At 66.3% G+C, this 23,222-nt stretch carries 23 protein-coding genes and 2 pseudogenes; 18 read left to right on the forward strand and 7 right to left on the reverse strand.

What is annotated here, in order from left to right:
• The first annotated feature begins 162 nt into the window (after positions 1-162).
• From rpsF to IU449_RS19255, 7 genes are all read left to right on the forward strand, one after another.
• Complete coding sequence (rpsF, locus tag IU449_RS19225; RefSeq protein ID WP_040799956.1) at positions 163-450, forward strand: 30S ribosomal protein S6; 288 nt, start codon at positions 163-165, stop codon at positions 448-450.
• A gap of 103 nt (positions 451-553) precedes the next feature.
• Complete coding sequence (locus tag IU449_RS19230; protein ID WP_195003493.1) at positions 554-1,090, forward strand: single-stranded DNA-binding protein; 537 nt, start codon at positions 554-556, stop codon at positions 1,088-1,090.
• A gap of 67 nt (positions 1,091-1,157) precedes the next feature.
• Positions 1,158-1,409: a 30S ribosomal protein S18 gene (gene rpsR, locus IU449_RS19235; RefSeq protein ID WP_067852649.1), complete on the forward strand. Its 252-nt coding sequence runs from the start codon at positions 1,158-1,160 to the stop codon at positions 1,407-1,409.
• Positions 1,410-1,426: 17 nt separating this feature from the next.
• Complete coding sequence (gene rplI / locus IU449_RS19240; protein WP_195003494.1) at positions 1,427-1,882, forward strand: 50S ribosomal protein L9; 456 nt, start codon at positions 1,427-1,429, stop codon at positions 1,880-1,882.
• 623 nt (positions 1,883-2,505) lie between these two features.
• Entirely contained in the window at positions 2,506-5,103 is a 2,598-nt protein-coding gene (gene dnaB / locus IU449_RS19245) for a replicative DNA helicase (protein WP_324188325.1), read from the forward strand.
• Between the two features lie 292 nt (positions 5,104-5,395).
• Positions 5,396-6,586 carry an NAD(P)/FAD-dependent oxidoreductase gene (locus IU449_RS19250; RefSeq protein WP_195003495.1) on the forward strand — a complete coding sequence of 397 codons (1,191 nt, stop codon included), beginning with the start codon at positions 5,396-5,398 and terminating at the stop codon, positions 6,584-6,586.
• Between the two features lie 26 nt (positions 6,587-6,612).
• Entirely contained in the window at positions 6,613-7,572 is a 960-nt protein-coding gene (locus IU449_RS19255; protein WP_195003496.1) for an RNA polymerase sigma-70 factor, read from the forward strand.
• A 27-nt stretch (positions 7,573-7,599) separates the two neighbouring features.
• On the opposite strand, the gene IU449_RS19260 is transcribed toward IU449_RS19255, so the two are convergent.
• Genes IU449_RS19260 through IU449_RS19270 form a run of 3 tightly spaced genes read right to left on the reverse strand, consistent with a single transcriptional unit; the run spans position 7,600 to position 11,320 of the window.
• A complete protein-coding gene (locus tag IU449_RS19260) occupies positions 7,600-8,667 on the reverse strand; it encodes a flavin-containing monooxygenase (protein ID WP_195003497.1) in 1,068 nt (355 codons plus the stop codon).
• Positions 8,664-9,914: an MFS transporter gene (locus IU449_RS19265; RefSeq protein WP_324188326.1), complete on the reverse strand. Its 1,251-nt coding sequence runs from the start codon at positions 9,912-9,914 to the stop codon at positions 8,664-8,666. The genes IU449_RS19260 and IU449_RS19265 overlap by 4 nt, the downstream gene beginning before the upstream one ends.
• Positions 9,911-11,320, reverse strand: a complete 1,410-nt coding sequence (locus tag IU449_RS19270) for an FAD-dependent oxidoreductase (RefSeq protein ID WP_195003498.1) — start codon at positions 11,318-11,320, stop codon at positions 9,911-9,913. The genes IU449_RS19265 and IU449_RS19270 overlap by 4 nt, the downstream gene beginning before the upstream one ends.
• A 117-nt stretch (positions 11,321-11,437) precedes the next feature.
• On the opposite strand from IU449_RS19270, the gene IU449_RS19275 reads away from it, so the two are divergent.
• Positions 11,438-12,253 (forward strand): helix-turn-helix domain-containing GNAT family N-acetyltransferase, encoded by an 816-nt coding sequence (locus tag IU449_RS19275; RefSeq protein WP_195003499.1) that lies wholly within the window; start codon positions 11,438-11,440, stop codon positions 12,251-12,253.
• 40 nt (positions 12,254-12,293) lie between these two features.
• Here IU449_RS19275 and IU449_RS19280 read toward each other — a convergent pair.
• A pseudogene (locus tag IU449_RS19280) lies at positions 12,294-12,512 on the reverse strand (arsenical pump-driving ATPase); the annotation flags it as partial.
• Between IU449_RS19280 and IU449_RS19285 the strand changes: the two are divergent.
• A pseudogene (locus tag IU449_RS19285) lies at positions 12,512-13,453 on the forward strand (LAGLIDADG family homing endonuclease); the annotation flags it as partial. The pseudogenes IU449_RS19280 and IU449_RS19285 sit on opposite strands and share 1 nt — an antisense overlap.
• Positions 13,454-13,932: 479 nt before the next feature.
• Here the strand turns inward: IU449_RS19285 and IU449_RS19290 are convergent.
• Positions 13,933-14,562, reverse strand: coding sequence for a DUF3558 domain-containing protein (locus IU449_RS19290; protein ID WP_195003500.1), 630 nt, complete (start codon positions 14,560-14,562; stop codon positions 13,933-13,935).
• 553 nt (positions 14,563-15,115) lie between these two features.
• Between IU449_RS19290 and IU449_RS19295 the strand changes: the two genes are divergently transcribed.
• The 9 genes from IU449_RS19295 (at position 15,116) to IU449_RS19335 (ending at position 21,296) form a co-directional block, all read left to right on the forward strand.
• Positions 15,116-16,375 (forward strand): hypothetical protein, encoded by a 1,260-nt coding sequence (locus IU449_RS19295; protein WP_195003501.1) that lies wholly within the window; start codon positions 15,116-15,118, stop codon positions 16,373-16,375.
• A 23-nt stretch (positions 16,376-16,398) separates the two neighbouring features.
• On the forward strand, positions 16,399-16,872 hold the full coding sequence (locus tag IU449_RS19300; protein ID WP_228805191.1) for a hypothetical protein: 474 nt from the start codon (positions 16,399-16,401) through the stop codon (positions 16,870-16,872).
• Positions 16,873-16,926: 54 nt separating this feature from the next.
• Entirely contained in the window at positions 16,927-17,457 is a 531-nt protein-coding gene (locus tag IU449_RS19305; protein WP_195003502.1) for a hypothetical protein, read from the forward strand.
• A 198-nt stretch (positions 17,458-17,655) separates the two neighbouring features.
• Positions 17,656-18,030, forward strand: a complete 375-nt coding sequence (locus IU449_RS19310) for an ArsR/SmtB family transcription factor (RefSeq protein ID WP_195003503.1) — start codon at positions 17,656-17,658, stop codon at positions 18,028-18,030.
• Positions 18,027-19,145 (forward strand): ACR3 family arsenite efflux transporter, encoded by a 1,119-nt coding sequence (arsB, locus tag IU449_RS19315; RefSeq protein ID WP_324188327.1) that lies wholly within the window; start codon positions 18,027-18,029, stop codon positions 19,143-19,145. The genes IU449_RS19310 and arsB overlap by 4 nt, the downstream gene beginning before the upstream one ends.
• Complete coding sequence (locus IU449_RS19320) at positions 19,142-19,564, forward strand: low molecular weight phosphatase family protein (protein ID WP_195003504.1); 423 nt, start codon at positions 19,142-19,144, stop codon at positions 19,562-19,564. Before arsB ends, IU449_RS19320 begins: the two co-directional genes overlap by 4 nt.
• 39 nt (positions 19,565-19,603) lie before the next feature.
• The gene (locus IU449_RS19325; protein ID WP_195003505.1) at positions 19,604-20,275 is read left to right on the forward strand and encodes an arsenate reductase ArsC; all 672 of its coding nucleotides are present in this window, start codon (positions 19,604-19,606) and stop codon (positions 20,273-20,275) included.
• Positions 20,276-20,289: 14 nt separating this feature from the next.
• A complete protein-coding gene (locus IU449_RS19330; protein ID WP_195003506.1) occupies positions 20,290-20,703 on the forward strand; it encodes an arsenate reductase ArsC in 414 nt (137 codons plus the stop codon).
• Positions 20,704-20,828: 125 nt separating this feature from the next.
• A complete protein-coding gene (locus tag IU449_RS19335) occupies positions 20,829-21,296 on the forward strand; it encodes a DinB family protein (protein ID WP_324188328.1) in 468 nt (155 codons plus the stop codon).
• Between the two features lie 80 nt (positions 21,297-21,376).
• Here the strand turns inward: IU449_RS19335 and IU449_RS19340 are convergent, their stop codons facing one another.
• Positions 21,377-22,366, reverse strand: coding sequence for an NYN domain-containing protein (locus tag IU449_RS19340; protein WP_195003508.1), 990 nt, complete (start codon positions 22,364-22,366; stop codon positions 21,377-21,379).
• Positions 22,367-22,474: 108 nt separating this feature from the next.
• The gene (locus IU449_RS19345) at positions 22,475-23,167 is read right to left on the reverse strand and encodes an NAD(P)H oxidoreductase (protein ID WP_324188329.1); all 693 of its coding nucleotides are present in this window, start codon (positions 23,165-23,167) and stop codon (positions 22,475-22,477) included.
• Between the last annotated feature and the right edge of the window lie 55 nt (positions 23,168-23,222).

The raw sequence follows: 23,222 nt of genomic DNA on the forward strand, positions 1-23,222 counted from the left end.
GGGCCGCCGAGTACGGCCGGTCGGGGCCGTCGCGGCGGCCTCACCGCCCGATTTCGCTGCTCAGCAGGCCCTCATGTAGCCTTGTCGGGTTGCTGACGCAACGAACCCTCCTGCCACGGACCGTCCGTGGCCGTTTCCTAGTCCACAGGAGGTGATTGGTCCGTGCGTCATTACGAAGTGATGGTCATCCTCGATCCGAGCCTGGACGAGCGCACCGTTGGTCCGTCCCTGGATAACCTGCTCTCCGTCGTCAAGACCGAGGGCGGCAAGATCGACAAGGTCGACATCTGGGGCCGCCGCCGTCTCGCCTACGAGATCCGCAAGCAGGCCGAAGGCATCTACGCCGTCATCGATCTCACCGCGACCCCCGCGACCGTGAGCGAGCTCGACCGCCAGCTGGGCCTCAACGAGACCGTGCTGCGCACCAAGGTTCTGCGCCACGGCAAGTAAGGCCGCTACCCCGGGTCCGCGCATGTCCTCGTGAGCGTCGGTGCCTGACTCTAGGCTCTAGCGCGACAGCGAGTGTGTCCGCGACTCACCAGGAGGAACCCACATGGCAGGCGACACGGTCATCACGGTCATCGGTAACCTGACGGCCGACCCCGAATTGCGTTTCACGCCCGCGGGAGCGGCGGTTGCGAACTTCACCGTCGCGTCCACCCCGCGCGTATTCGACCGGAACACCAACGAGTGGAAAGACGGCGAAGCGCTCTTCCTGCGCTGCAACATCTGGCGTGAAGCAGCGGAGAACGTCGCCGAGAGCCTGACCCGAGGCGCTCGCGTCATCGTGAGCGGACGACTCAAGCAGCGCTCCTACGAAACCCGCGAGGGTGAGAAGCGCACGGTCGTCGAACTCGAGGTCGACGAAGTCGGTCCCTCCCTGCGCTATGCCACCGCGAAGGTCAACAAGGCCGGCCGCGGTGGCGGCGGCGGTGGGTTCGGCGGCGGAGGCGGCAACTATGCCGGTTCCTCGGCTCCGGCCAACGCCGGCGGTGGCAATCGTGGTGCGGCAGAAGACGACCCGTGGGGCAGCGCGCCCGCGGCAGGCTCCTTCGGGGGCGGCCGCATGGATGACGAACCGCCGTTCTGAGCTGGTCTCGAACGGCTTCACCGGCCCGCCTCGACGCGGGCCAGACAGAAAACGAAGGTAGAAGACCATGCCTAAGGCGCCCGCGCGCGAAAAGGTGCTGAAGAAGAAGGCTTGCACTTTCTGCAAGGAAAGCAAGTCCGGAACCGTTTCGATCGACTACAAGGACACCGCGCTGCTGCGCAAGTACGTCAGTGATCGCGGCAAGATCCGCGCTCGCCGGGTGACCGGCAACTGCGTGCAGCATCAGCGCGACGTCGCCGTCGCCGTGAAGAACTCGCGTGAGGTGGCGCTGCTGCCTTACGTGTCGACGGCTCGCTGAGCAAGGGAGGCACGCAAATGAAGTTGATTCTGACCGCTGACGTGGACAACCTCGGTGCCCCCGGCGACACCGTCGAGGTCAAGGACGGTTACGGACGCAACTACCTGCTGCCCCGCGGTCTGGCCATCGTCGCCAGCCGTGGCGCTCAGAAGCAGGTCGAGGGCATCCGCCGCTCGCAGGAGGCCCGCCGGGTGCGCGACCTCGATCACGCCAACGAGCTGAAGCAGGCCATCGAGGGCCTGGAGTCGGTCTCGCTGAGCGTGAAGACCGCGGGCACCGGCAAGCTGTTCGGCTCGGTCACCCAGGCCGACGTCGCCGCCGCGATCAAGACCGCGGGCGGCCCCGTGCTGGACAAGCGCAGCATCGAGCTGCCGAAGTCGCACATCAAGGCGACCGGCAAGCACACCATCGCGGTGCACCTGCACCCCGATGTGACCGCGAAGTTCAACCTGCAGGTCGACGCCGCTTCCTGAGCGGCATCGGTTCTGCTCGCCCGTCGTCACCCCCGCTGTACACGCGGGGGTGACGACGGCTGCTCCGCGGACCGGTTGCACGACGTTTGCCGAGATTCCTTCGGGTCGGGTCGATACCCGGTGCGCATAAGCAGTGCTCCGATACCCGCGCGCTCGCGATGTCCTGTGGATCACCGGTGGATGACGACGAAAACCAACCGCCCTCACTGTGACCTAGTTCATATCGAACACCCGCGCTGTTTACCTGACACGCCCGATTGTTCACCTGAGGCGACACGCCGCGAAATTATCTATCCACACCTGTATAGATGCAGAAACAAGCATCTATCAGCGGCTTCGGCGTGCCTGCGCAGGGTTTTCCCCAAGTTGTCCACAGGGGGTGCACAACTGCCGGGTAAACAGTCCACAAGTTATCCACAGCTTCATGCACAGGTGTGTTTGGCGACGGCGTGTCCGGTCGCTAGTGTCCACGCATTGTCCACAATGCAACCCGTGCAGTGGTCGTCTTCGGCCGCCGTGCGCCGGGGTTGCTGGGCCGACCGGTGTGAACGGCGAATCTGTCGGTGCCAGGGAGTAGACATCGTGGACCGGCCTGATCGTCGAGGAGAGAGGACGTCGAGCAGGTGACGACCACCGATGACCGCACGCACCGGGGCGACTTCCCGCCCGAGCCCCCCGGCGAGGACTTCGGCCGTCAGCCACCCCACGACATGGCCGCCGAACAGTCGGTCCTGGGCGGCATGCTGCTCAGCAAGGACGCCATCGCCGACGTGGTGGAAGTGCTGCGCCCCGGCGACTTCTACCGCCCCGCGCACCAGGCCGTCTACGACACCATCCTCGATCTCTACGGCCGCGGCGAGCCCGCCGACCCCGTCACCGTCGCCGCCGGCCTCGAACGCCGTGGCGAGCTCAAGCGCATCGGCGGCGCCCCCTATCTGGTCACCCTGACCCAGACCGTCCCCACCGCCGCCAACGCCGGCTTCTACGCCGAGATCGTCGCGGAGAAGGCCATCCTGCGCCGCCTCGTCGAAGCGGGCACCCGCATCGTGCAATACGGCTACGCGGGCGCCGACGGCCAAGACATCGCCGAGGTCGTCGACCGCGCCCAAGCCGAGGTCTACGAGGTCACCGAACGCCGCACCACCGAGGACTTCCTCCCCCTCGAGGAACTTCTCCAACCCACGATGGACGAGATCGACTCCATCGCCTCCCGCGGCGGCATCTCCCTCGGCGTCCCCACCGGTTTCTCCGACCTCGACGAGATCACCAATGGTCTGCACCCCGGTCAGATGATCATTGTTGCCGCCCGGCCCGGCGTGGGTAAGGCGCTGGCCCTGGACACGCCGCTACCGACTCCCAGCGGCTGGACGACGATGGGGGAGGTCGCCATCGGTGACGAACTCATGGATGCCGACGGCCGACCTACTCGCGTCGTCGCAGCCACGGAGGTCCTCGTCGGCCGACCCTGTTATGAAGTCGAATTCTCCGACGGCACTGTCATCGTCGCGGACGAGCAACACCAGTGGTTGACCGACACACGCGCATCGCGCAGGTCTCCTCGGATCTCTGCAGAAGTCAGGACAACGGGCGAAATCGCCGCGACCCTTCGGTGCAATACGACAGATCGCCGACTCGAGCACTCAGTGACCAATACCCGGGCACTGCAATTGCCAGAGCAGGAACTCTTGATACCGCCGTACACGCTCGGTGCGTGGCTGGGCGACGGCACCGCGAATACCGCCCACATAACCTCGGCGGATCCGGAGATCATCGCGCGAATCGAGGGCGAAGGCATCGTCGCGTCCCGATCCCGCTCGGCGCATCTGCGCTACTCGTTACAGCTCCCTGCAGGGGATCCCGTGGCACCGCGCAACTGCGTGGTGTGTGGGCGAGAGTTCGTCCCGTTCACCAGCGAGGTGCGTACGTGCGGCCGGTCCTGCGGTGGGCGTGCTCGCTTCGTCTCAACTCCCGTCGCGGCGCCGACATGTGCATTGTGCGATGGCCCATCGATCGGCCTCCGGATGTGCCAGGTATGCCGAAATGCTGTCGGCACTCTCCAAGCGCGGCTTCGTACGCTGGGAGTGCTTAACAACAAACACATTCCGATGCAGTATCTGCGAGCGTCCGAAGCCCAGCGGCGGGCAATGCTCGCGGGTCTGCTCGACACCGATGGAACAGTCACCCACGGAGGCTCTGTTCAGTTCTCAGTGACCGACAAGCACCTGTTCGATGACGTCCACGACCTTGTGGTCGGCCTCGGCTACCGCTGCGGCATCTCCACCAAGAGGGTGCGCGGCCGATCGCCGGAAAGGTCAGTGGCCTACACCCTCACTTTTGCGACCGACGACGAGGTCTTCGGACTGTTTCGAAAAGCCACACTCCACAAGGAACGTCGCGCAGCCACGAACACCTCGCGCTCTCGAGCGCGTTATATTGTCGATGTCCGCCGTATCGCGTCCGTACCTGTGCGCTGCGTCGAAGTCGACAATCCCGCCCATCTGTACCTGGCTGGACACGCGATGGTGCCTACCCACAACTCGACGCTCGGCATGGATTTCATGCGCAGTTGCTCGATCAAACACGGTTTGGCCAGCGTCATATTTTCTCTGGAAATGAGCCGTACGGAAATTGTCATGCGCCTGCTCTCGGCCGAAGCGGCGATCAAGCTCGGCGATATGCGCTCGGGCCGCATGAGCGACGACGACTGGACCAAATTGGCCCGCCGGATGAGCGAGATCAGCGAGGCACCGCTTTTCGTCGACGACTCCCCGAACCTGACCATGATGGAAATCCGGGCCAAAGCACGGCGACTCAAGCAGCGTCACGACCTCAAGCTCGTCGTGGTCGACTACTTGCAGCTGATGACCTCCGGCAAGAAAGTGGAATCACGTCAGCAGGAAGTATCGGATTTCTCCCGAAATCTGAAACTGCTCGCCAAGGAATTGGAAGTTCCGGTCGTCGCGATCAGCCAGCTGAATCGCGGTCCGGAACAGCGGACAGATAAACGACCGATGGTCTCCGACCTTCGCGAATCGGGCAGTTTGGAACAGGATGCGGATATGGTCATCCTTTTACATCGACCCGATGCATTCGAGCGTGACGACCCCCGCGGTGGTGAAGCGGACCTAATTCTCGGAAAGCACCGAAACGGTCCTACAGCAACTATTACTGTCGCCCATCAATTGCACCTGAGCAGATTCGTGGACATGGCTCGCGGTTGATTTGCGAGCGCTGTCGAGCTATCCGTCCGGAGCTTTCGAGGCCAAGTTCCGAGGATAAGTTTCGAGAACGCATGATCGGGGACATCACCGGACACGCTGTCGACTCGTTCGGGATCGATCTCGCCGCCGGCAGGGCGATCGGCAGTGGCCGAGTTCGCGCCGCTGGGACCGGCGCTGAGACGCTGGCATACCGACAGCCCGATCATTGAGTGATCCGAGTCACATACTGTCAGGGTTCTCGTCGTCGCGGTGTCTTGTGTTCGAGCCTCTCGGAGCGAAAGGAACACACACCATGAGCAACACCATCGATGTCGTTGTGATCGGCGGCGGGTATGCCGGGGTGATGGCGGCCAATCGTCTGACGCAGCGCGACGACGTAAGCGTCACCGTGATCAATCCGCGCTCTGCTTTCGTCCCACGGCTGCGCTTGCACCAGCTGGTGGGCGGGACGCACGACGCGGTTGTCGACTACAGCGATGTCCTGGCCGAGGGCGTGCGGCTCGTCGTCGACAGCGCGACGCGGATCGACGCGGCCGGGCGCACCGTGGCTCTGGCCGAAGGCGCCCCGCTCGGCTACGACTATCTGATCTACGCCGTAGGGAGCGGCAGCGCGGGACCGCAGGTGCCGGGCGTAGCCGAATTCGCCTATCCGATCGCCACCCTGGAGGCCGCCCAGCGGGTGCGGTCGGTGCTGTGGGACATGCCCGGCACGGCCGCGGTGACCGTCGTGGGGGGCGGCCCGACCGGTATCGAGACCGCGGCGGAACTGGCGGAGCGGGGTCGCGCCATCACGTTGGTCTGCGGCGGTGTCCTCGGTCCGTACCTGCACCCGCGGGCTCGACGTACCGCCCGCAAATACCTCGCCGAGCTCGGGGTCCGCGTGCTGGAGGGCTCTGGTGCGTCGGTCACTGCGGTGACAGGGGAAGCCGTGGAACTCGCGGACGGCCGGACACTGGCGAGTGCGGTCACCCTCTGGACCGCGGGTTTCGGGGTACCGGATCTAGCCGCGCGCAGCGGGTTGCGCACCGACGCGGCCGGGCGGCTGCTCACCGACGAGACACTGACCAGCATCGACGATGAGCACATCATCGCCGCGGGCGACGCGTCGGCACCGTCGGATCTGCCGTTCCGGATGAGCGCGTACGCCGCGGGATGCCTGGGCGCCCACGCCGCCGATACCGTGCTGGAACGGATCGCCGGTGAGCAGCCCGAGCCCATCGACCTGGCCTTCCCCGCCATGTGCATCAGCTTCGGCCGGGGCGCCGGGATCTTCCAGCTCGGCCGCAAGGACGACACCGCGTTGCCGCTCTATTTCAGCGGGTTCGCGGGCAGGAAACTCAAGGAATTCTCCTGCCGAGCCAGCGTCGCGCACCTGGTGAACGAAGCACGCGAGCCCGGCTCGCACCACTGGCCCAAGGACGGCAAGCACAGGCCGCGGGTATTGCGCGCCCGGCACGACGACACGGCGGCGCCGGTCGCGTAGGACTCGCCACCGACAGCGGAGACCACATGAACACCTCGGGTGAACCACTCGGCCGACGGCGAGCCGACAACGAGGCAGCCGGATCGGACAACGGCGACGAAGCCACCGACCTGGCGACGGATACCTTTGTCGCGCATCGCAATCTGCTGTTCACGGTCGCCTACGAAATGCTCGGATCGGCGGCCGACGCCGAGGACGTCTTGCAGGAATCCTGGCTGCGCTGGGTGCGGGTCGACGCGAGCCGGGTGCGCGATCAACGCGCCTACCTGGTCCGGATCACCACCCGCCAGGCGCTCAACCGGCTGCGCTCGATGCAACGGCGCAAAGAGACATACGTGGGCTCCTGGCTGCCGGAGCCGCTGCACACCACCCCGGATGTGACCGCTGATATCGAACTGGCCGAAAGCGTGTCGATGGCGCTGATGCTGGTGCTCGAGACATTGACCCCGACCGAGCGGGCGGTGTTCGTGCTGCGCGAAGCATTCGGGTTCGACTACGGCGAGATCGCGGCCGCGGTCGGCAAAAACCCCGCCGCGGTGCACCAGATCGCCCACCGCGCGCGCCGCCACGTCGAAGCCCGGCGCCCTCGCCATCCGGTCACCGCTCGACAAGCCGAGGCAACTGTCGAAGCCTTCCGGCGTGCGCTCGAGACCCTGGATCTGCAAGGGCTGCTCGACGTGCTCGCCCCCGACGTCGTGGCGATCAGCGACGGCGGTGGCATCAGGCAGTCCACACCACGGCCGATCGTCGGCGCCGACAAGGTGGCCCGATTCATGGTCGGCGGCCTTACCAGGCACGCGATCACGCTCGTCGCCGAGCCGACCGTGATCAACGCCGGACCGGCGCTGGCGTTGCATATGAACGGGGAGCTCGACGGCGTCATCGCGATGCACGTCGAGGACTCGCGCATCACCGGCCTGTACTACGTCCGCAACCCGCAGAAACTGACCCACGTCGATGACGCGACCCCACTCACCCTGCGATGACACCGCTGACGCTGGACCGGTTCGAACTCAATCGGAGAAGACGCGTACAGCGCGAGCCAGTGACCTCGTGAGGCGGGCGGCGTCGCGGCCTGCACCACGCAGCGAGGCCGAGGACAGGCTGCGTTGCCATTCCAGACCGAGGTAACCGAGCCCAGGGTGGGTGGTGGACAGCCCTTCACGGTGGCGAGGTGCGCCGTCGGTGGTGAGGGCGCCGAGGTCGGCGAGCCAGCCGAGGTCGGGGCGATAACCGGTGGCGGTGACAACGGTGTCGACCGGGGTTGCCGTGCCGTCGCGCCAGCGCGCGGACTCCGCGTCGAGAGTGGTGAACATCGGGCGCACGGCCGGTCGTCCGGCGGCGAGAGCGGCCTTGTAGTGGCCGGTGTCGAACACCGGTGTGGTGGGCGGGTGTTCGACGAACCGGCCGATCGGTGCGGTGTCGAGGCCGGTGCGGGTGAACCAGTAGTGGATATCGCGTCCGAAGGGCTTCTGGGGCACGAGCTTCGGTGGTCGGCGGGCGGCGAGAGTGACGGTGGCGGCGGTATCGGCGAGTTCGGCGGCGATCTGTACCGCGGAGTTGCCCGCGCCGACCACGACCACGTGGTGTCCTGTGAACGGGGCTGGGTCGCGGTAGTCCGCGGCGTGCATCATCGTGCCGTCGAACCGGTCTTGTCCTGGAAGGGTGGGCCGATTCGGGTTGCCGAAGCCGCCGGTGGCGGCGACCAGCAGTGGGGCGGCGAATATCTCGCCGGTGTCGCTGTGCACTGCGAATCCCGCGCTGCCGTGAGTCACGGTGGTGACACGGGTTTCGGTACGGATGTCGGCGATCAGGTGGGCGGCGTAGTCGCGCAGGTAATCGGCGACTTCGTCACGGTGCGGATAGTGGTCGGGATCGCCCGGGAACGGATGTCCGGGGAGGGAACTGTATCGGGCTGGGGAGAACAGGGTGAGGCTGTCGTAGTAGTGGGGCCAGGAGCCGACGGGTTCGGGTCCGGCTTCGAGCACCGTGGTCCGTAGGCCGGCGTGGGTGAGGTGGTGGGCGGCGGCCAGGCCGGATTGGCCGGCGCCGACGACGATCGCGTCGACGTTCGAGCTCATCGATGTCCCTCGGTGGCAACAGATTCGGGTGTGGTGCGGAGAGTGGGAGTGGCAGCGGCGCCGATGAGGGCGGCGAGTGCGGCGACGGCGGCGAGGACGAGGTAGGTGTTCGCGTAGCTGCCGGTGGCAGCGGTGAGGGCGGTTCCGGCCCAGGGGGCCAGGGCCATGACGATGACGATGGGGGCGTTGAGGAGACCGTTGAGGCTTCCGTAGTGGGCGGGGCCCCAGCGGTCGGTGATGGCGGTGGCCTGCACCAGAGTGGTGACACCGCGCACGAGTCCCGCACCGATGGAGATCACGATCAAGGCGATCACGGTGTCGGCGAGCCCGAGCAGGGCGGTGGCGGCCGAGGTCCCGGCGAGCACGGCGATCAGGCGGGTGCCGGGGCCGGTGCGGGCGGTGACCTGTAGGTAGCCGAGCCTGCCGAGGACTTGTCCTGCGCCGCCGAGGCCGAGGGTCAGTGCGGCCAGCCCGGGAGTGAAGTCGTGTTCGAGCATCAGCGGTACCAGGTTGAACACTCCGGCGAAGGCGGTGAACGCGCCCAACGCCAGCGCGACGGTCAGCGCCAGGAACGAGCGAGAACGAGCGACTCGGTCGTGCCGGTCGAATCCGGATCCCACGGCCATCGGTGGCGAGTCGGGCCAGTGCCCGCGCAGTCCTAGCCAGTGGGCCGGGATGGTGATCGCGGCGAGCACGGCGGCGAGTAGGAGATAGGTGACGCGCCAGTCGGTGCGCGTGTCCACCGCGGCGGTCAGAGGAGCGAAGACGGTGCTGGCCAGGCCGGCGACGAGAGTGAGGATCATCAATGCGCGGACGCGTTGTTCCCCGTGCCAGCGGGTCAATGCGGCGAACGCGGGCGGGTAGAGCACCGCGCCCATCGCCAGGCCCGCGAGCAGCCAGCCGAGATAGAACACGGCCAGGTTCGGCGCCAGCGCGACCACGGCGACGGCCGGCGCCGCCAGTGCCGACCCCGCGGTCATCACCGTCCGTGGCCCGACACGATCCAGGATCCGCCCGACCGGAATACCGGTGAGGGCAGCGGCGAGTTGTCCGAGGGAGAACGCGGCGGTAATCGCCTGCGCCGACCATCCGGTGTCGGCGGTGATGGAGGTCGACAGCACGGGGAAGGCGTAGTAGAGGACGCCCCAGCTGGTGATCTGCGTGGCGCACAAGACGGTCAGCACCCGCCGCCGACCGGCCGCATCCAGCCCGGCAGCGGTCGGCGGCGTGTTGTCCGTCGTGGTCACGACAGGCGTGCTCCGGACCCGGTCAGCGTGATCAGTTCCGGCACAGCCTGTCCGGGGTTCTCGGCTGCCGCGGGGGCCCCGCAGCAGCCGCCACCCGCCGCGGCCTCAGCGGTGTCGGGGGCTGTGTCCGCGGCGGGGTCGTCGAAGACTCCGGCGCCGCCGCAGACGCCGGTGTCGGGCAGGGCGAGTTCGACGCGGCGAGCGGCATCATGATCACCGGCGATTTCGGCGGCGATGGAGCGGACCTGCTCGTAGCCGGTCATGGCCAGGAAGGTCGGGGCTCGGCCGTAGCTCTTCATTCCGGCGGAATAGAAACCGGGTTCGGGATGGGAAAGTTCATCCACGCCATGCGGGTAGACGGTGCCGCAGGAGTGCACGTTGGGGTCGATCATCGGTGCCAGCCGTACCGGCGCCTGCAACGTGGAGTCCAGTTCCAGGCGGATCTGGGACAGCCACGACAGGTCGGGGGCGAACCCGGTCAGCGTCACCACCGCGTCCACGCCCTCGACGCGGGCACCCGAATCGGCGACCAGCGCGACCTGCCCGTCGGCGGCGGGTTCGACTGCGGCGGTGCGGAATCCGGTCACCACCTCCAGAAGTCCGGCTTCGACCGCGCGTCGCGCACGCTCACCCAGCGCACCACGGGCGGGCAGCTGGTCGGCGTCACCGCCGCCGAAGGTGGCGCCGATCTCGCCGCGTCGCAGTACCCACGTCAGCCGGGTGCCCGGCGCCTGCTCGGCGAGCCCGGCCAGCGCCACGATCGCGGTCAGCGCCGAATGTCCGCTGCCGGCGATCACCGTGTGCCGACCGGCATGACGGGCGGCCACAGCCGGGTCGTCGAGGTCGGGGACCCGATAGCCGACCACACCGGCGGCCGCCGCAGCGGTTTCGCCGAGCGCGGCGAGTCCGTCCCCGCCGAGCGGATTGGGCGCACCCCAGGTGCCGGAGGCATCGATCACCGCGGAGGCGAACACCCGCTCCTCCCGGCCGTCCGCGTCACGCAGGCGCACGGTGAACGGCGCGCTGTCGCGACCGGCGTCCACGATACGGTCGCGCCCACGCCGCGACACGCCGGTCACGTCGACGCCGGTGCGCACGATCTGCGACCCGAGCGCGGCGGCGAGCGGCGCGAGGTACATGCGCTGCCAGTCCCGGCCGGTCGGATAGGTGTCCTCGTCCGGCGCGGTCCAGCCCGTGACGTCGAGCAGACGCCGCGCCGACGGGGCGATCAGCTCGCCCCACCGGGAGAACAGGCGCACGTGATTCCACTGCGCCACCGCCGCACCCGCGGTGCGGCCCCGCTCGAAAACCAGTACCCCTCGGTCACGTTCGCGTAGTTCGGCCGCCGCGGCCAGGCCCACGGGCCCGGCGCCGATCACGACCACGGGCAGTTCGTCGTTGCTCATGTCCACTCCATTCATCGACAGTCATCGATTGATGCCGTCGACTCTATCGACGCGAGTCGATGAAATCAACCATCGATGCACATCGATATTTGGAGGGGCAGTCCCTAGACTGGTGATATGACCTCCTTGGACATGCCCACCGTGCGCGACACCGCCGGCCTTCAGGTGGACGCACTGCCGGTGGAGGAGGCGACCACCTATGCGGGATGGTTCGCGTGCCTCGCCGACCCCACCCGGGTGCGGTTGCTGCACCAGGTCGCCGCCCGGCCCGGCGGCATCACCGTCGGCGAGCTCGCCGAAGCCCTCGGCGTCGGGCAGCCCACGGTGTCGCATCACGTGCGCAAGCTCGCCGAGGTCGGATTCGTGAGCGTGTCCAAACACGGCACCTCCACCGTGGTCGCCGTCAACCCCTCCTGCTGCACCGGCCTGCCGCACGCCGCCGACGCCGTCATGGGCGCACTGGGGCAACGCCCCTGCTGCCCTGGCGACCTGCCCGAGGACGTCACCGTCCGCGCGATGACCGACGACGACCTGCCCGCCGTCGTCGCGCTCGGCGGGCCGGTCTCGGTTCAGGATCGGCTACCGGAGCATCGATGGGTCGCTGAGATAAACGGCCGTATCGCCGGATTCGCCGCCCTGAGCCCGGCCTCCTTCGGCCCGGCCGCCGAGAGGCTGGCCGAGAGCAGCGTGTTCGTCGCCGAGGACCGCCGTGGTCGCGGTGTCGGCAAATCCCTGATCCGGGCACTGGTCGTCGCCGCCGACGAAGCCGGATTCATCACCGTGTCCACCGGAGTCCTGCCCACCGACCGCGCCGGGCTGGCCTTGCATCATTCCGCCGGATTCCGCACCGTCGGTATACGCGAACGCATGCTCCACCTCGACGACACATGGCACGACGTAGTTTTCCTCGAACGCCGCAGTCCCTGCAACTGACCGCCGTCGGGTGGACCAGGCCTGGCGATGCGCCGGTCGGTTACCGCACCGGCGACGGCTCGAGGCGGGTGTCGGCCAGCGAGGCCAGAGCTTGGATGCCGACAGGCTCGGTGATGCACAGCGGGATCACGGCATACCGAGTGGCCAGTTCGGTGCGGACTTTGTCGATCTGCTCGACTTCGGCGACAGCCCGATGCCGGAGCAGCGGCGCGGTGGGGTTCGCGGCGGCGAGCGAATTGTTGATCACCCACGCCCACGGTCCCCGAGCCCGTGCACACCCAACGCATGGCCGAGGCCGAGATCGTGATGCTCGCCCACAGGATCGGCGGCGGCTCTTACGAAAAGTTCTTGCCCGACAGGGTTTTCGGCCCGCCGAACGACCAAGTCGCGCTGTTCGTCCGGCATCTGTGGGCCGCTGACGGCTCGGTCAGCTGGGATGCCGAGGGACGCCAGGCCCGGATCTACTTCGCCTCCGCCAGCCGCCGTCTCGTCGACGATCTGGCGCAATTACTGCTGCGCTTGGACATCCACGCTCGCATCGAGCGGGTGGAGAAGACCGGCTACCGGGACTGCTGGCACCTCGGTGTCGACGGCGCGGACAATCAGACCGTCTTCCTCCGGGACATCGGGGTCCGCGGAGTGTGCGGCGTAGCCGCCGAAGCAGCCCTGGCCGAGCTCGAACCGCTCGTGCGCAACACCGATGTCTACACCGTGCCGAAAGACGTGGGGAACCAGGTTCGTACCCTGCTCGCCGCCAAGCGAATGACCCACCATGAGTTCTCCGCGGCGATGGGCTCGCGGTTCTGCGGTTCCACGAACTGGAAACGTTCGCCGAGCCGCTCCCGGCTGGCCCGGGTCGCCACGATCCTCGACGACGCCGACATCGAGATGTTCGCGACCAACGACGTGTTCTGGGACAGGATCGTCGAGATCACCTCGCTCGGTGAGCAGGACGTCTACGACGGCACCGTGCCTGGTACGCACAACTTTGTCGCCCAGAGTATTTCGGTCCACAACAGCCTCGAGCAGGACGCGGACATGGTCATCCTGCTGCACCGACCCGACGCGTTCGAACGCGACGACCCGCGCGGCGGTGAAGCCGACCTGATCCTGGGCAAGCACCGCAACGGTCCGACCGCGACGATCACCGTCGCCCATCAGTTGCATCTGAGCCGATTTGTCGACATGGCCCGCGGATAAGTGGATTGCGCTAATGTAGTTGGCACATTTGGTGACGTACACGAAGAGTCTGGTTGATCACGACAACAGACAATGCGTCTTCGGATTGTCACAAAAGTGGACGCCTGGCAGGGGAAAGATGAACTTGAATTCGGATCGGATCAACAATGTCGGAGAGGAACCCGAGTTCGAGGTTTCCGACCATCAGGTTCGCGCGGCATCGAATTTTCTGATCGAATTGGACGAGGGACTTGACGTCGCAGAAGTGATATTCCGCGCCCGAAGTTCGTCTACCAGCGTGGCGTGATCCTGTTCCTGAAGACCTACGCCCGCCCGTTCTCCGCCGACCCTGATGGCCACGCTAAATCGCGTGACGCGCAGGGATTTGGAAGCAGCCCTCGACGGTGCTACGCCGCCCTCGCCCAGGCAGTCGAACCACCGACCGACACACAGAGCCGCCGACGATTCGTCCCCTCCCTCATCATCAAGGATCCCGATTATCATTCGGCAGTCAGCGACTCGGTGAAGATTGCGGCAATCCGCTGAATCTCCTCACACGCCGGCGGTACAGCGACCGGGCCAGGATGAACGATCAGCCCCACTGTGAAGGTCCCCAGGGTCGATTCGACTGATGCTGAGCAAGTACCGTCGTTCTGCGGCGTTCGGTACAGCACCGCCTCGCGTCCGCCGATCGGGTCCGAGTTGAATATGCTGTGGCCAGGGTTTTTTCGGATGTCGTCAAGTGTCAAGTCGCTGGAGGTCACCGTCACCAAGCCCGTGGGATACTCCTCTCCGTCGACGAGTTCCGCACGCCAGAACTGACAGCCAATCCTCGTGAACGGCATGGAAACGCTTTCGGCTGAGTATCTTTCGCGAGTATCCGGGTCAAATCCGGCGCGCGTCACCAAGTCGTCCCCCACACTCGTGCACGGATCTGACTGGACCTGTTCGGTGCCGGCCTGCGCCGGCGCGGCTTGGACGCTCACCTTCACGGAGGCGGTAGCTGCTACGGCTGTCGAGGATGCGATCGCCGATACCGACGTGGCCGAGTCCCGATCGGTTGCACTACTACATGCGACCAGCGTTGACGCACTCATCAGCATGAAACCCGCGGCGAAGCTACTTCTCATCTGAAACCTTGATCGTTGGGGTTGCGGCACCAATCGGCAGGACCGGACGGCCACCAGTCGTTCGTTCCTGCACCAAAATACACCGATTCCCCGACTCGGTACCGCTCTCATATCAAACCCAGCACCAGCACAATACACGACAATCACTCAGCGGGAGTCGACAACTGGGTATCGGCGGACAAGTTCCTACCGCCACAGCCAGTTCTCTGACATCGCCCGGATATGGAGCCCTGCAGAAGTCCTCACCGGCTGAAATCACAGCCGCTGGCTCGCCTGAGCCGTTGGGGCGCTCGACCGACGCACCCGTCAGATCCAGCGGTTACCTGTGCCAGGGGCCGACCGGCATCACCCCCTCCGGCCAACGCAGACTGCCTGGTAGATCAACTCTTACCGCTGGTCGGCCGACCAGCGACTGCCGCCAACACTCACGAGTATCTTCACGTTCCTCTATTTGACGGATGATACGTACAAGTATATTCTGCTCCCGATAATGCAGGGGTTCGACGAGCTCACTCTCACGTCGATGAACAGCAGATTTCAGGGGATCACAATAATGACTGAGACGTTTGCGGCAAATCCCAGCGAGATATCCGGACTTGGAAACCTTGTCACCTCGATAGCGGAGGACGCCCTTTCCGTATCCCAGTTCGTGGCGAAAGAAGGACAGGCGGCGGACTGGCTTCACGGGCCGATCATCGACACATTGGTAATTCACATAAATGATGCAGCCGAACGAATGTCGCAGAGGCACGCAGTCCTGGCCGATGCCACACGTGGCACCGGAATCGAACTCAACAAGGCCGCCTGGATGTATCACAACCAGGATCACCAGAACTACGCCACTCTCAACGCACATACCGAGTCGAACCTCCCAGTGGACGACTACACCGAGGAAGCCGGAACAACTAGTCCCTACGTCGGCGCGGCAACCTATCCGAAGCCAGAGTCTTTCAAACTCGAAGCGCCGGTAGCGAATAGGGAAGAGCTCGCAGGTCTTATCGCCGAGACATTTCCTGTGCTCGGCAATGTCAACGAATCCATCAAGAGCATCACTCGCGCGGCGGGATCCGAATACGATCCGTTGGTGAAATGCTTGGAGCCAATCCCGGGAAACTGGTCCGAGATTCGACGACTTGGCGAAGTCTACAAGGCAGCCGGAAACGGGCTGGAAGCTTGCGGAAAGAATCTCGAAAGCGGAGTCACTCGAATCGACGGCAGCACGGATGGAAGACCGAATTGGGATGGTGCAGCCTCCATAGCATTTAGCGACTGGGCAACAAAGCAGGTCGCGGCAATGAAATGGGAGGGTCCCGTGGGACGCATCGTCAGCGATTGCGCGGGCGCGGTTTCCGACGAGATCAGAAATGGCATTAAATTCATCCTCGAACAGCTATGGGGGATGCTTAACAAATATGTCGATTTTGATGACATAAAAGGCGCACTTCAGTCGGTTGCCAACATTGTGTCTACAGCCCTTCCCGGTCTGGGAGCGGCCAGAATCGCGAAGCTGGCATACGACATCGGTGTGCTGATCAACGCAGCCATCGATGTGGTCGGTAAGATCAGAGAGCTGGCAGAGACATTCCAGGCGCTGCTCGACATCATCAAGGATCCGATCGGCCAGTTGCGAGAAACCGCGCAACAGAAGCTCGAGGAGACCATCGCGCCTGTCACCAAGAAGGTCGATGATGCGACCCGGGCGACGACCATCGCGAAAGATCTCGAACAGATCTCCAATTATGGAGACACAATGAACCGGCCCACTCAATCGTATGATGTCGGCGCAGGTACCGCCCCATGGGAGAACGCGTAATGATGAGACCGCAATGGGGAAGCATGCGTGAGCCCGATCTGGATCCAGAGGTAGAGATCGTCGCTCGCAAGGTAATGGATGCGGTGGACAATCTTCGTACCGCCACCGCCCGACTGGCCCGTATCGATATCGACGAACTTTTCGACGGGCCCACCGAAGTTACCGAAGAATTCATCTCGATGGTCGCTGGCATGGATTCTGCGTCTCCGGCACTCAAGGTATACGCCGAGCGTGTCGGCAACGGTGAATGTCGCTGGTGCGATATCGAATCCTCCGCCGATCCCGTGCCACCGGAAGTCACCGAGATGAAGAGCTCGCCACTGTTCATATGGAACTGGACCCCGGAATCTCCGCATACGCCGACTTCACCGCCCGCGGGCTTGTGGCTTCCCCCGGAGCCGCCGACCCGTCGTTCTCGATCGAGCGAGACCGTGGTCGGCCCGAGCGACTGGCCGGACGAGTTCGAAGAACATCCCGACGACCGGCGCTGGTACTGAGAGCCACGTTATGCCATGGTTCCGCACGGCGCTCTTCGGATCGAGGAGTTCGGTATGAGACGGCCCAGAAAGATGATCGGCCCGATGTCGCTGGTATGGACACTGGGAGTCGCAATCGGGTCGGTGGCCTTCATGGCCGGTGCGCTGAACGCGGGAAGCTCGATCGCTCGGCGGACGGGATCGCCGGCTGCGATGGCGCTGTTCATCCCCGTGAGCGTCTTGCTGGGTCTGGCCGGGTGGTTGCTCGTATTGGCAGGCGCCTGGCGGCTGCGTCGGAATTGCCTTCGGCGTGTGGGAGCAGCAGTGGAGGGGACGGTGATCGCCTCAGACCTGCGGTGCAAGCACGCTCAGGGGCTACTGGATTTCGATTTGTGGCAGGTACGTGTCGAAGTGCAGTTCGCTCATCCGGAATCGGCCGAGGAAAGCCGGGTGCAGAAGCGGTACTTGTTTCCGCAATTTCGGGAGAAGAGAGCGCGAGCACTGGCCGAGCGGCTGCACGTCGGCTCATCGGTCCCGTTGATGGTTCACCGGAACTCGGCGTTACTCGACATCCCCAAAAGACCGATGTGGGTTGATATCTGGTGACCTCGCCCGTTTCCTGACGTCGTTCGAGGACGATATCCCTCATCCCTCGTCGGTCGCGGGACCCGGAGCTCGACGGCCTCGAGACGCATGGTCGCCGTGAGATCGGCCACGATCGGCACGCCGCTCACCTACCAGTCAGTGGCGGTGTTCACCAGGTGTTCGCTTGCTCTCTGATTCGATGAGCGTCAATATCGATGCATGCCTAAGCCACAGTTGTCGGTGACCCCGATCCAGGCGTGCTCGGCCGCGCCGCTGGTCCGTGAACCGCTCTCGGCCGCGGCCGCCGCCGAACTGGCCGGAGTGTTCAAGGCGCTGTCGGATCCAGTGCGACTGCGACTGCTGAGCTCGATCGCCTCCCGCGACGGGCAGGAGGCGTGCGTGTGCGACCTCTCCGCCGGGGTCGAGGTCAGCCAGCCGACCATCTCCCACCACCTCAAGGTGCTGCGCGAGGCCGGGCTGCTGGTCAGCGAACGCCGCGCGTCCTGGGTCTACTACCGCGTAGCTCCCGAGGCGATGGCCCGGATCTCGCAGATCCTGCTCGGTGACGGCGCGGAACAGGCGGTGCCCGCGTGACCACCACCGACCACACGGCCACCGGCGACGCCGCGGTGGTGGTGGGCAAACTGTCCACCCTGGATCGGTTCCTGCCGGTCTGGATCGGCGCGGCCATGCTCGCCGGACTGCTGTTCGGGCGGCTCATCCCCGGCCTCGGCGACGCCCTGAGCGCGATCGAGATCGACGGCATCTCCCTGCCCATCGCCATCGGGCTGCTGATCATGATGTACCCGGTACTGGCGAAGGTCCGCTACGACCGGCTCGACACCGTCACCGGCGACCGCAAACTCCTGCTCGGTTCCCTGGCCCTGAACTGGCTCGTCGGCCCCGCGCTGATGTTCACCTTGGCCTGGCTGTTGTTGCCGGACCTGCCCGAGTACCGCACCGGCCTGATCATCGTCGGCCTGGCCCGCTGCATCGCCATGGTCATCATCTGGAACGACCTCGCCTGCGGCGATCGCGAGGCCGCCGCCGTGCTGGTGGCGCTGAACTCGGTGTTCCAGGTGCTGATGTTCGCCGTGCTCGGCTGGTTCTACCTGTCGGTGCTGCCCGGCTGGCTGGGCCTGGAACAGGCGACCATCGAAGCCTCGCCGTGGCAGATCGCCAAGTCGGTGCTGATCTTCCTCGGAATCCCGCTGCTGGCCGGCTACCTCACCCGCCGCTTCGGCGAACGGGCCAAGGGCCGCGACTGGTACGAGTCCCGCCTGCTGCCGGCGATCGGGCCGTGGGCGTTGTACGGGCTGCTGTTCACCATCGTCATCCTCTTCGCCCTGCAAGGCGAACAGATCACCTCGCACCCGCTGGACGTCGTCCGCATCGCGCTGCCCCTGCTGGCCTACTTCGCCATCATGTGGGGCGGCGGCTACGCCCTCGGCGCCGCGATCGGCCTCGGCTACGAACGCACCACCACCCTCGCCTTCACCGCCGCGGGCAACAACTTCGAACTCGCCATCGCCGTCGCCATCGCCACCTACGGCGCGACCTCCGGCCAAGCGCTGGCCGGAGTGGTGGGACCGCTCATCGAAGTGCCTGTCCTCGTCGCCCTGGTCTACGTCTCCCTCGCCCTGCGCAAACGCTTCGGCCCGGTGGGCGCCACCTCGGCGGCAGATGCGGGCGGGAGCGAGCGATCGTGAGCACGACGACGCCTGCGGTGCTTTTCGTCTGCGTGCGCAACAGCGGCAAATCCCAGATGGCCGCCGCCCTGATGCGCCGAGCCGCCGCCGGTTCGGTGCGGGTGCATTCGGCGGGCACCGACCCCGGCACCGCGCTCAACCCGCTGTCGGTCCAGGTCCTCGGCGAAATCGGCGCCGACACCACAGACGAGTACCCGAAGCCGATCGACCCCGCGGTGGCCGCCCGTGCCGACGTGATCGTCGTCCTGGGCCGCGAAGCTCGCCTCGACCCGCCGCCGGGAGTCCAGGTGCGGGTATGGGACACCGACGAGCCCTCCGACCGCGGGATCGACGGCATCGAACGCATGCGGCTCATCCGCGACGACATCGCCGCCCGCGTGGCCGCTCTGCTCACCGAATTGTCCACTCCCGTGCACTGATCCACCCCTGCGCTCGCCTTCTCACGATGGAGTTCTTCCATGACCGACAGTCCCGTCGCGCACGCCGTCCACCCCCGTGCGGACCTGACCATCGACCAGCAGGTAGCCCTCAGAACCGCCGCGACCCGCCTGCAACGCGAATTCGACGGCATCTTCGGCGTCGAGACCATCGAACGATTCCTGCACTCCTCCTACGACCAGTTCGCCGGCCGCGCCACCGTCGTCAACTACCTGCCGCTGCTGGCCGAACGCTTCGCCCGCCAGCGGCTGCAGGCCCTGGCCCGCGTCGAAGGTAAAGCGGGCACCGGCACACCGACGGTGCTGTTCCTGTGCACCCACAACGCCGGACGCTCACAGATGGCCTTGGGCCTGTTCACCCGTCTCGCCGGAGAGCACGCGGTGGCCTGGTCGGGCGGCAGCGAACCCGGCGAGCACATCAATCCCGCCGTCGTCGCGGCCATGGATGAGATCGGCATCGACATCACCGGCGAGTTCCCCAAGCCGTGGACCGAGGAAATCCTGCAGGCCGCCGACGTCGTCATCACCATGGGCTGCGGCGACGCCTGCCCCCTCTACCCCGGCCGCCGCTACGAGGAATGGGCCCTGCCCGACCCCGCCGACCTCACCGTCGACGCCGTGCGTCCCATCCGCGACGAGATCGAAACCCGCGTGCGCACCCTGCTCGCCGAACTCGACATCCCCACCGTCTGAAAGGCCACCCCACGATGACCACCGCCACACCCAGCGTGCTGTTCGTGTGCGTCCACAACGCCGGACGCTCCCAGATGGCCGCCGGCTTCCTCACCCACCTCGCGGGCGATGCCATCGAGGTTCGCTCCGCGGGCAGCGCTCCCGCCGACCGGATCAACCCCGCCGCGGTCGAGGCGATGGCCGAGGTCGGCGTCGACATCTCCGGCCGGACGCCGACCAAGCTGACCTACGAGGCGGTCGACGCCGCCGACGTGGTGATCACCATGGGTTGCGGAGACGCCTGCCCCGTCCTGCCCGGCACCAGCTACCGCGACTGGAAACTCGATGACCCCGCGGGCAAGGGCGTCGACGCGGTGCGCCCGATCCGCGACGAGATCCGGACCCGGGTGGAGGCGTTGATCGCCGAGCTGGCGCCGACCCGTACCTGAGACTCCTCGAGCCGGGACCCCGCCGACACTTTCGCGATCCGTCGATGAACGCTCGGCGCCCATCGACGTCGCTTGCCCCGCGACAGACGAGTGCCCTTCGCGCACAGCGGAATACCCTGGGTCACGTGACACGTACGGAATTGGAAGCCGCTCTCGACCGTGCCCGTGCGGAGCTCGTGCGGGCCGTCGAACCGCTCACCGACGAACAGAGCCGTCGACGGCTCGTGCCCTCCCTGACCACCCCGATCGCCCTGCTGAAGCACTGCGCCGCCGCCGAACGCGTGTGGTTCCAGCGCACGATCGGCGGCATCGAGGAATCCCGCTGCGACGGCTACGCCCGGGGCGACGACGGTGGATGGATGGTGCCCGAGAGCCAGACCCTCGCCGAGGTGATCGCCGAATTCGAGGCCGCGTGCGCACGGTCGCGGGAGATCGCGAAGACGACGGCGATGGACGACGTCTTCGAGCACCGTCTGCTCGGGTCGGTCACCTACGCCTGGATCTGCCTGCACATGATCGCCGAACTCGGCCGCCACGCGGGCCACGCCGACATCCTGGTCGAGCAGATCCTGGCCGCCGACAAGCCGCGCTGACAGTCCGGCGCACAGCGCAACCGGCACGACAGGAGCGTCGAAGGCTCGTCCCGGCGGTGTCGAAAGCGAGGGATTCGCGGTCAGCTCTCGTCGTACTTCTCCCAGAAGCGCGCACGCAGGCGGTATCGGATGCCTTCGTCCAGGTCGTATTTCTGCAACGCCTCGGAGGCGTCGAGCAGCAGCGCGCCGTCGATCTCGCGCGGGATCGACGGCCGCGCGCGCTGGAGCTCCAATTTCTCGGCGGCGGTGGCGCTTTCGCGGAAGGACGCCAGTACCCGCGTCACGACCTCGTCGATCAGTTGCTCCTGCTCGTCGCCACCGCTGTCGTACCCGGTCAGCACCCGGCCGGGCGAGCCGGTCGAAACGCTGTAGGCGAGCACGCTTTTCGGGGGACGTGGGGCCGGGCTCTGCGCGGCTGACGCGAGATCGAGGGGAGTACGGACGGTGGGCCGAGCCGGTGCGGTCGGCGGGCGCGCCGGGGTAGGCGGCGGTGGCGCGGCCACCGGCTCCGGCACCGGCGGCCGATCGACTTTCAGGACCGCCGCGTCCACCGCCTCGCCGTCGATATTGTCGAGTTCGTCGGCAGCGCGGATCAGGTGCCTGCTCACGCCGTGTGACTTGCCCGCGGCCGTGGGCACGGCGAGCACCACCACCTGGACGCCGTGGACCTGGGCCTCCTCGACGGCTTCGGTGAGGTCGTCGTCGCCCGAGACGAGGAAGAACTCATCGGAGGCGCCGTTGCGCGCGTGGGCCACCAGGTCCAGTCCGATACGGAGGTCGACGCCCTTCTGCTCGCCGTTGACACCGAACCGTCCGAGCCGGAGCTTGACCTTGGAGAGTTCGCCGATACGCTCCTGTTGCGCGTCCGGAACGCCGTTGCGCGCCGAGTCGTACCAGTGCAACCGCAACACCGGCAACCCCGACCGGGCCTGCGCGGATTCCACCAGTGCGCTGATCAGCTTGGCGTAGTCGACGTGGATCCCGCTGCGCAACGAGGTGCCGGTGACCCGCGTGGCGGCGGACGCGAGCAGATACCCGGCATCTACATAGAGCGAACACGTCGACCGCATGCGCCCACTATGGCACGGGCGGTCAGCCGTTACGGGGCGGATGGACCGGAAGGTCCAGGTATCGGCGTCGATCCCCCGTTTCCCGACCGCGCGGATCGATCCGGCGGTTCAGGCCGGTACCCGGTCCGGCGCGAGGAGGTCGTTCACGAACCCCATCGCCCGGTTCTCCAGCGCGGCGTAGTGGGCCTCGCGTTCGGCTCCGCCGAGGGCGTCGTCGAAGAGGAGATTGCCTTCGGCGTCGAGGCGCTGTTGCTGCTCCTCGGCGCCGGGCAACAGGCCCACCGACGACTGGGTCAGGCCGCAGTAGTAGGCGAGCCCGTCGTCGAGTTGCGCGCTCAACGATTGCCGCATGAGCTCGACGATTCCGTCATCGTCCGCCGCACCGGCCAGCCCGAGCCACAGTGCCCGCTTGCCCGCGAGCCGGGGCTTGCTGCGGCCGTAGGCGAATCCGTAGTTCCACACGCGGTCGATCCAGCCTTTGAGGATGGCCGGGACCTGCACCCAGTACACCGGGAACACCGCGACGATGATGTCGGCGGCGAGGATGCGGCGCATATGGCTCTCGACCTCCGCGGAGTAGGTCTTGTCGCGGTTACCCCATTCCGGCAGGTCGGCGACTGTCATCCGGGGGTCGAATTCCTCGGCGTGCAGATCGAGCAGGTCGATCCGGTAGCCGGCCGCGGTGAGGCGGGCGGCGGTTCGGCGGGCGATATGGGCGGTGAGCGAGTCGGGGCGGGGATGGGCGAGGACGACCAGCGCGGTGCGGGTGGTCGCGGTGTCCTCGATCTGGTTGAGCTGCACGGTTCCTCCATGGTGGTCCGGTGTGTCCCGGACGATCGATGGTGCGGTTCGCATC

The sequence above is a fragment of the Nocardia higoensis genome (assembly GCF_015477835.1).
Lineage (GTDB): Bacteria > Actinomycetota > Actinomycetes > Mycobacteriales > Mycobacteriaceae > Nocardia > Nocardia higoensis_A.

Bases quoted from the DNA above. Each gene is read 5' to 3' on its own strand.
- IU449_RS19230 (WP_195003493.1), top strand. From the start codon at position 554: ATGGCAGGCGACACGGTCATCACGGTCATCGGTAACCTGACGGCCGAC.
- rpsR (WP_067852649.1), top strand. From the start codon at position 1,158: ATGCCTAAGGCGCCCGCGCGCGAAAAGGTGCTGAAGAAGAAGGCTTGC.
- rplI (WP_195003494.1), top strand. From the start codon at position 1,427: ATGAAGTTGATTCTGACCGCTGACGTGGACAACCTCGGTGCCCCCGGC.
- IU449_RS19250 (WP_195003495.1), top strand. From the start codon at position 5,396: ATGAGCAACACCATCGATGTCGTTGTGATCGGCGGCGGGTATGCCGGG.
- IU449_RS19255 (WP_195003496.1), top strand. From the start codon at position 6,613: ATGAACACCTCGGGTGAACCACTCGGCCGACGGCGAGCCGACAACGAG.
- IU449_RS19260 (WP_195003497.1), bottom strand. From the start codon at position 8,667: ATGAGCTCGAACGTCGACGCGATCGTCGTCGGCGCCGGCCAATCCGGC.
- IU449_RS19270 (WP_195003498.1), bottom strand. From the start codon at position 11,320: ATGAGCAACGACGAACTGCCCGTGGTCGTGATCGGCGCCGGGCCCGTG.
- IU449_RS19275 (WP_195003499.1), top strand. From the start codon at position 11,438: ATGACCTCCTTGGACATGCCCACCGTGCGCGACACCGCCGGCCTTCAG.
- IU449_RS19290 (WP_195003500.1), bottom strand. From the start codon at position 14,562: ATGAGAAGTAGCTTCGCCGCGGGTTTCATGCTGATGAGTGCGTCAACG.
- IU449_RS19295 (WP_195003501.1), top strand. From the start codon at position 15,116: ATGACTGAGACGTTTGCGGCAAATCCCAGCGAGATATCCGGACTTGGA.
- IU449_RS19300 (WP_228805191.1), top strand. From the start codon at position 16,399: ATGCGTGAGCCCGATCTGGATCCAGAGGTAGAGATCGTCGCTCGCAAG.
- IU449_RS19305 (WP_195003502.1), top strand. From the start codon at position 16,927: ATGAGACGGCCCAGAAAGATGATCGGCCCGATGTCGCTGGTATGGACA.
- IU449_RS19310 (WP_195003503.1), top strand. From the start codon at position 17,656: ATGCCTAAGCCACAGTTGTCGGTGACCCCGATCCAGGCGTGCTCGGCC.
- IU449_RS19325 (WP_195003505.1), top strand. From the start codon at position 19,604: ATGACCGACAGTCCCGTCGCGCACGCCGTCCACCCCCGTGCGGACCTG.
- IU449_RS19330 (WP_195003506.1), top strand. From the start codon at position 20,290: ATGACCACCGCCACACCCAGCGTGCTGTTCGTGTGCGTCCACAACGCC.
- IU449_RS19340 (WP_195003508.1), bottom strand. From the start codon at position 22,366: ATGCGGTCGACGTGTTCGCTCTATGTAGATGCCGGGTATCTGCTCGCG.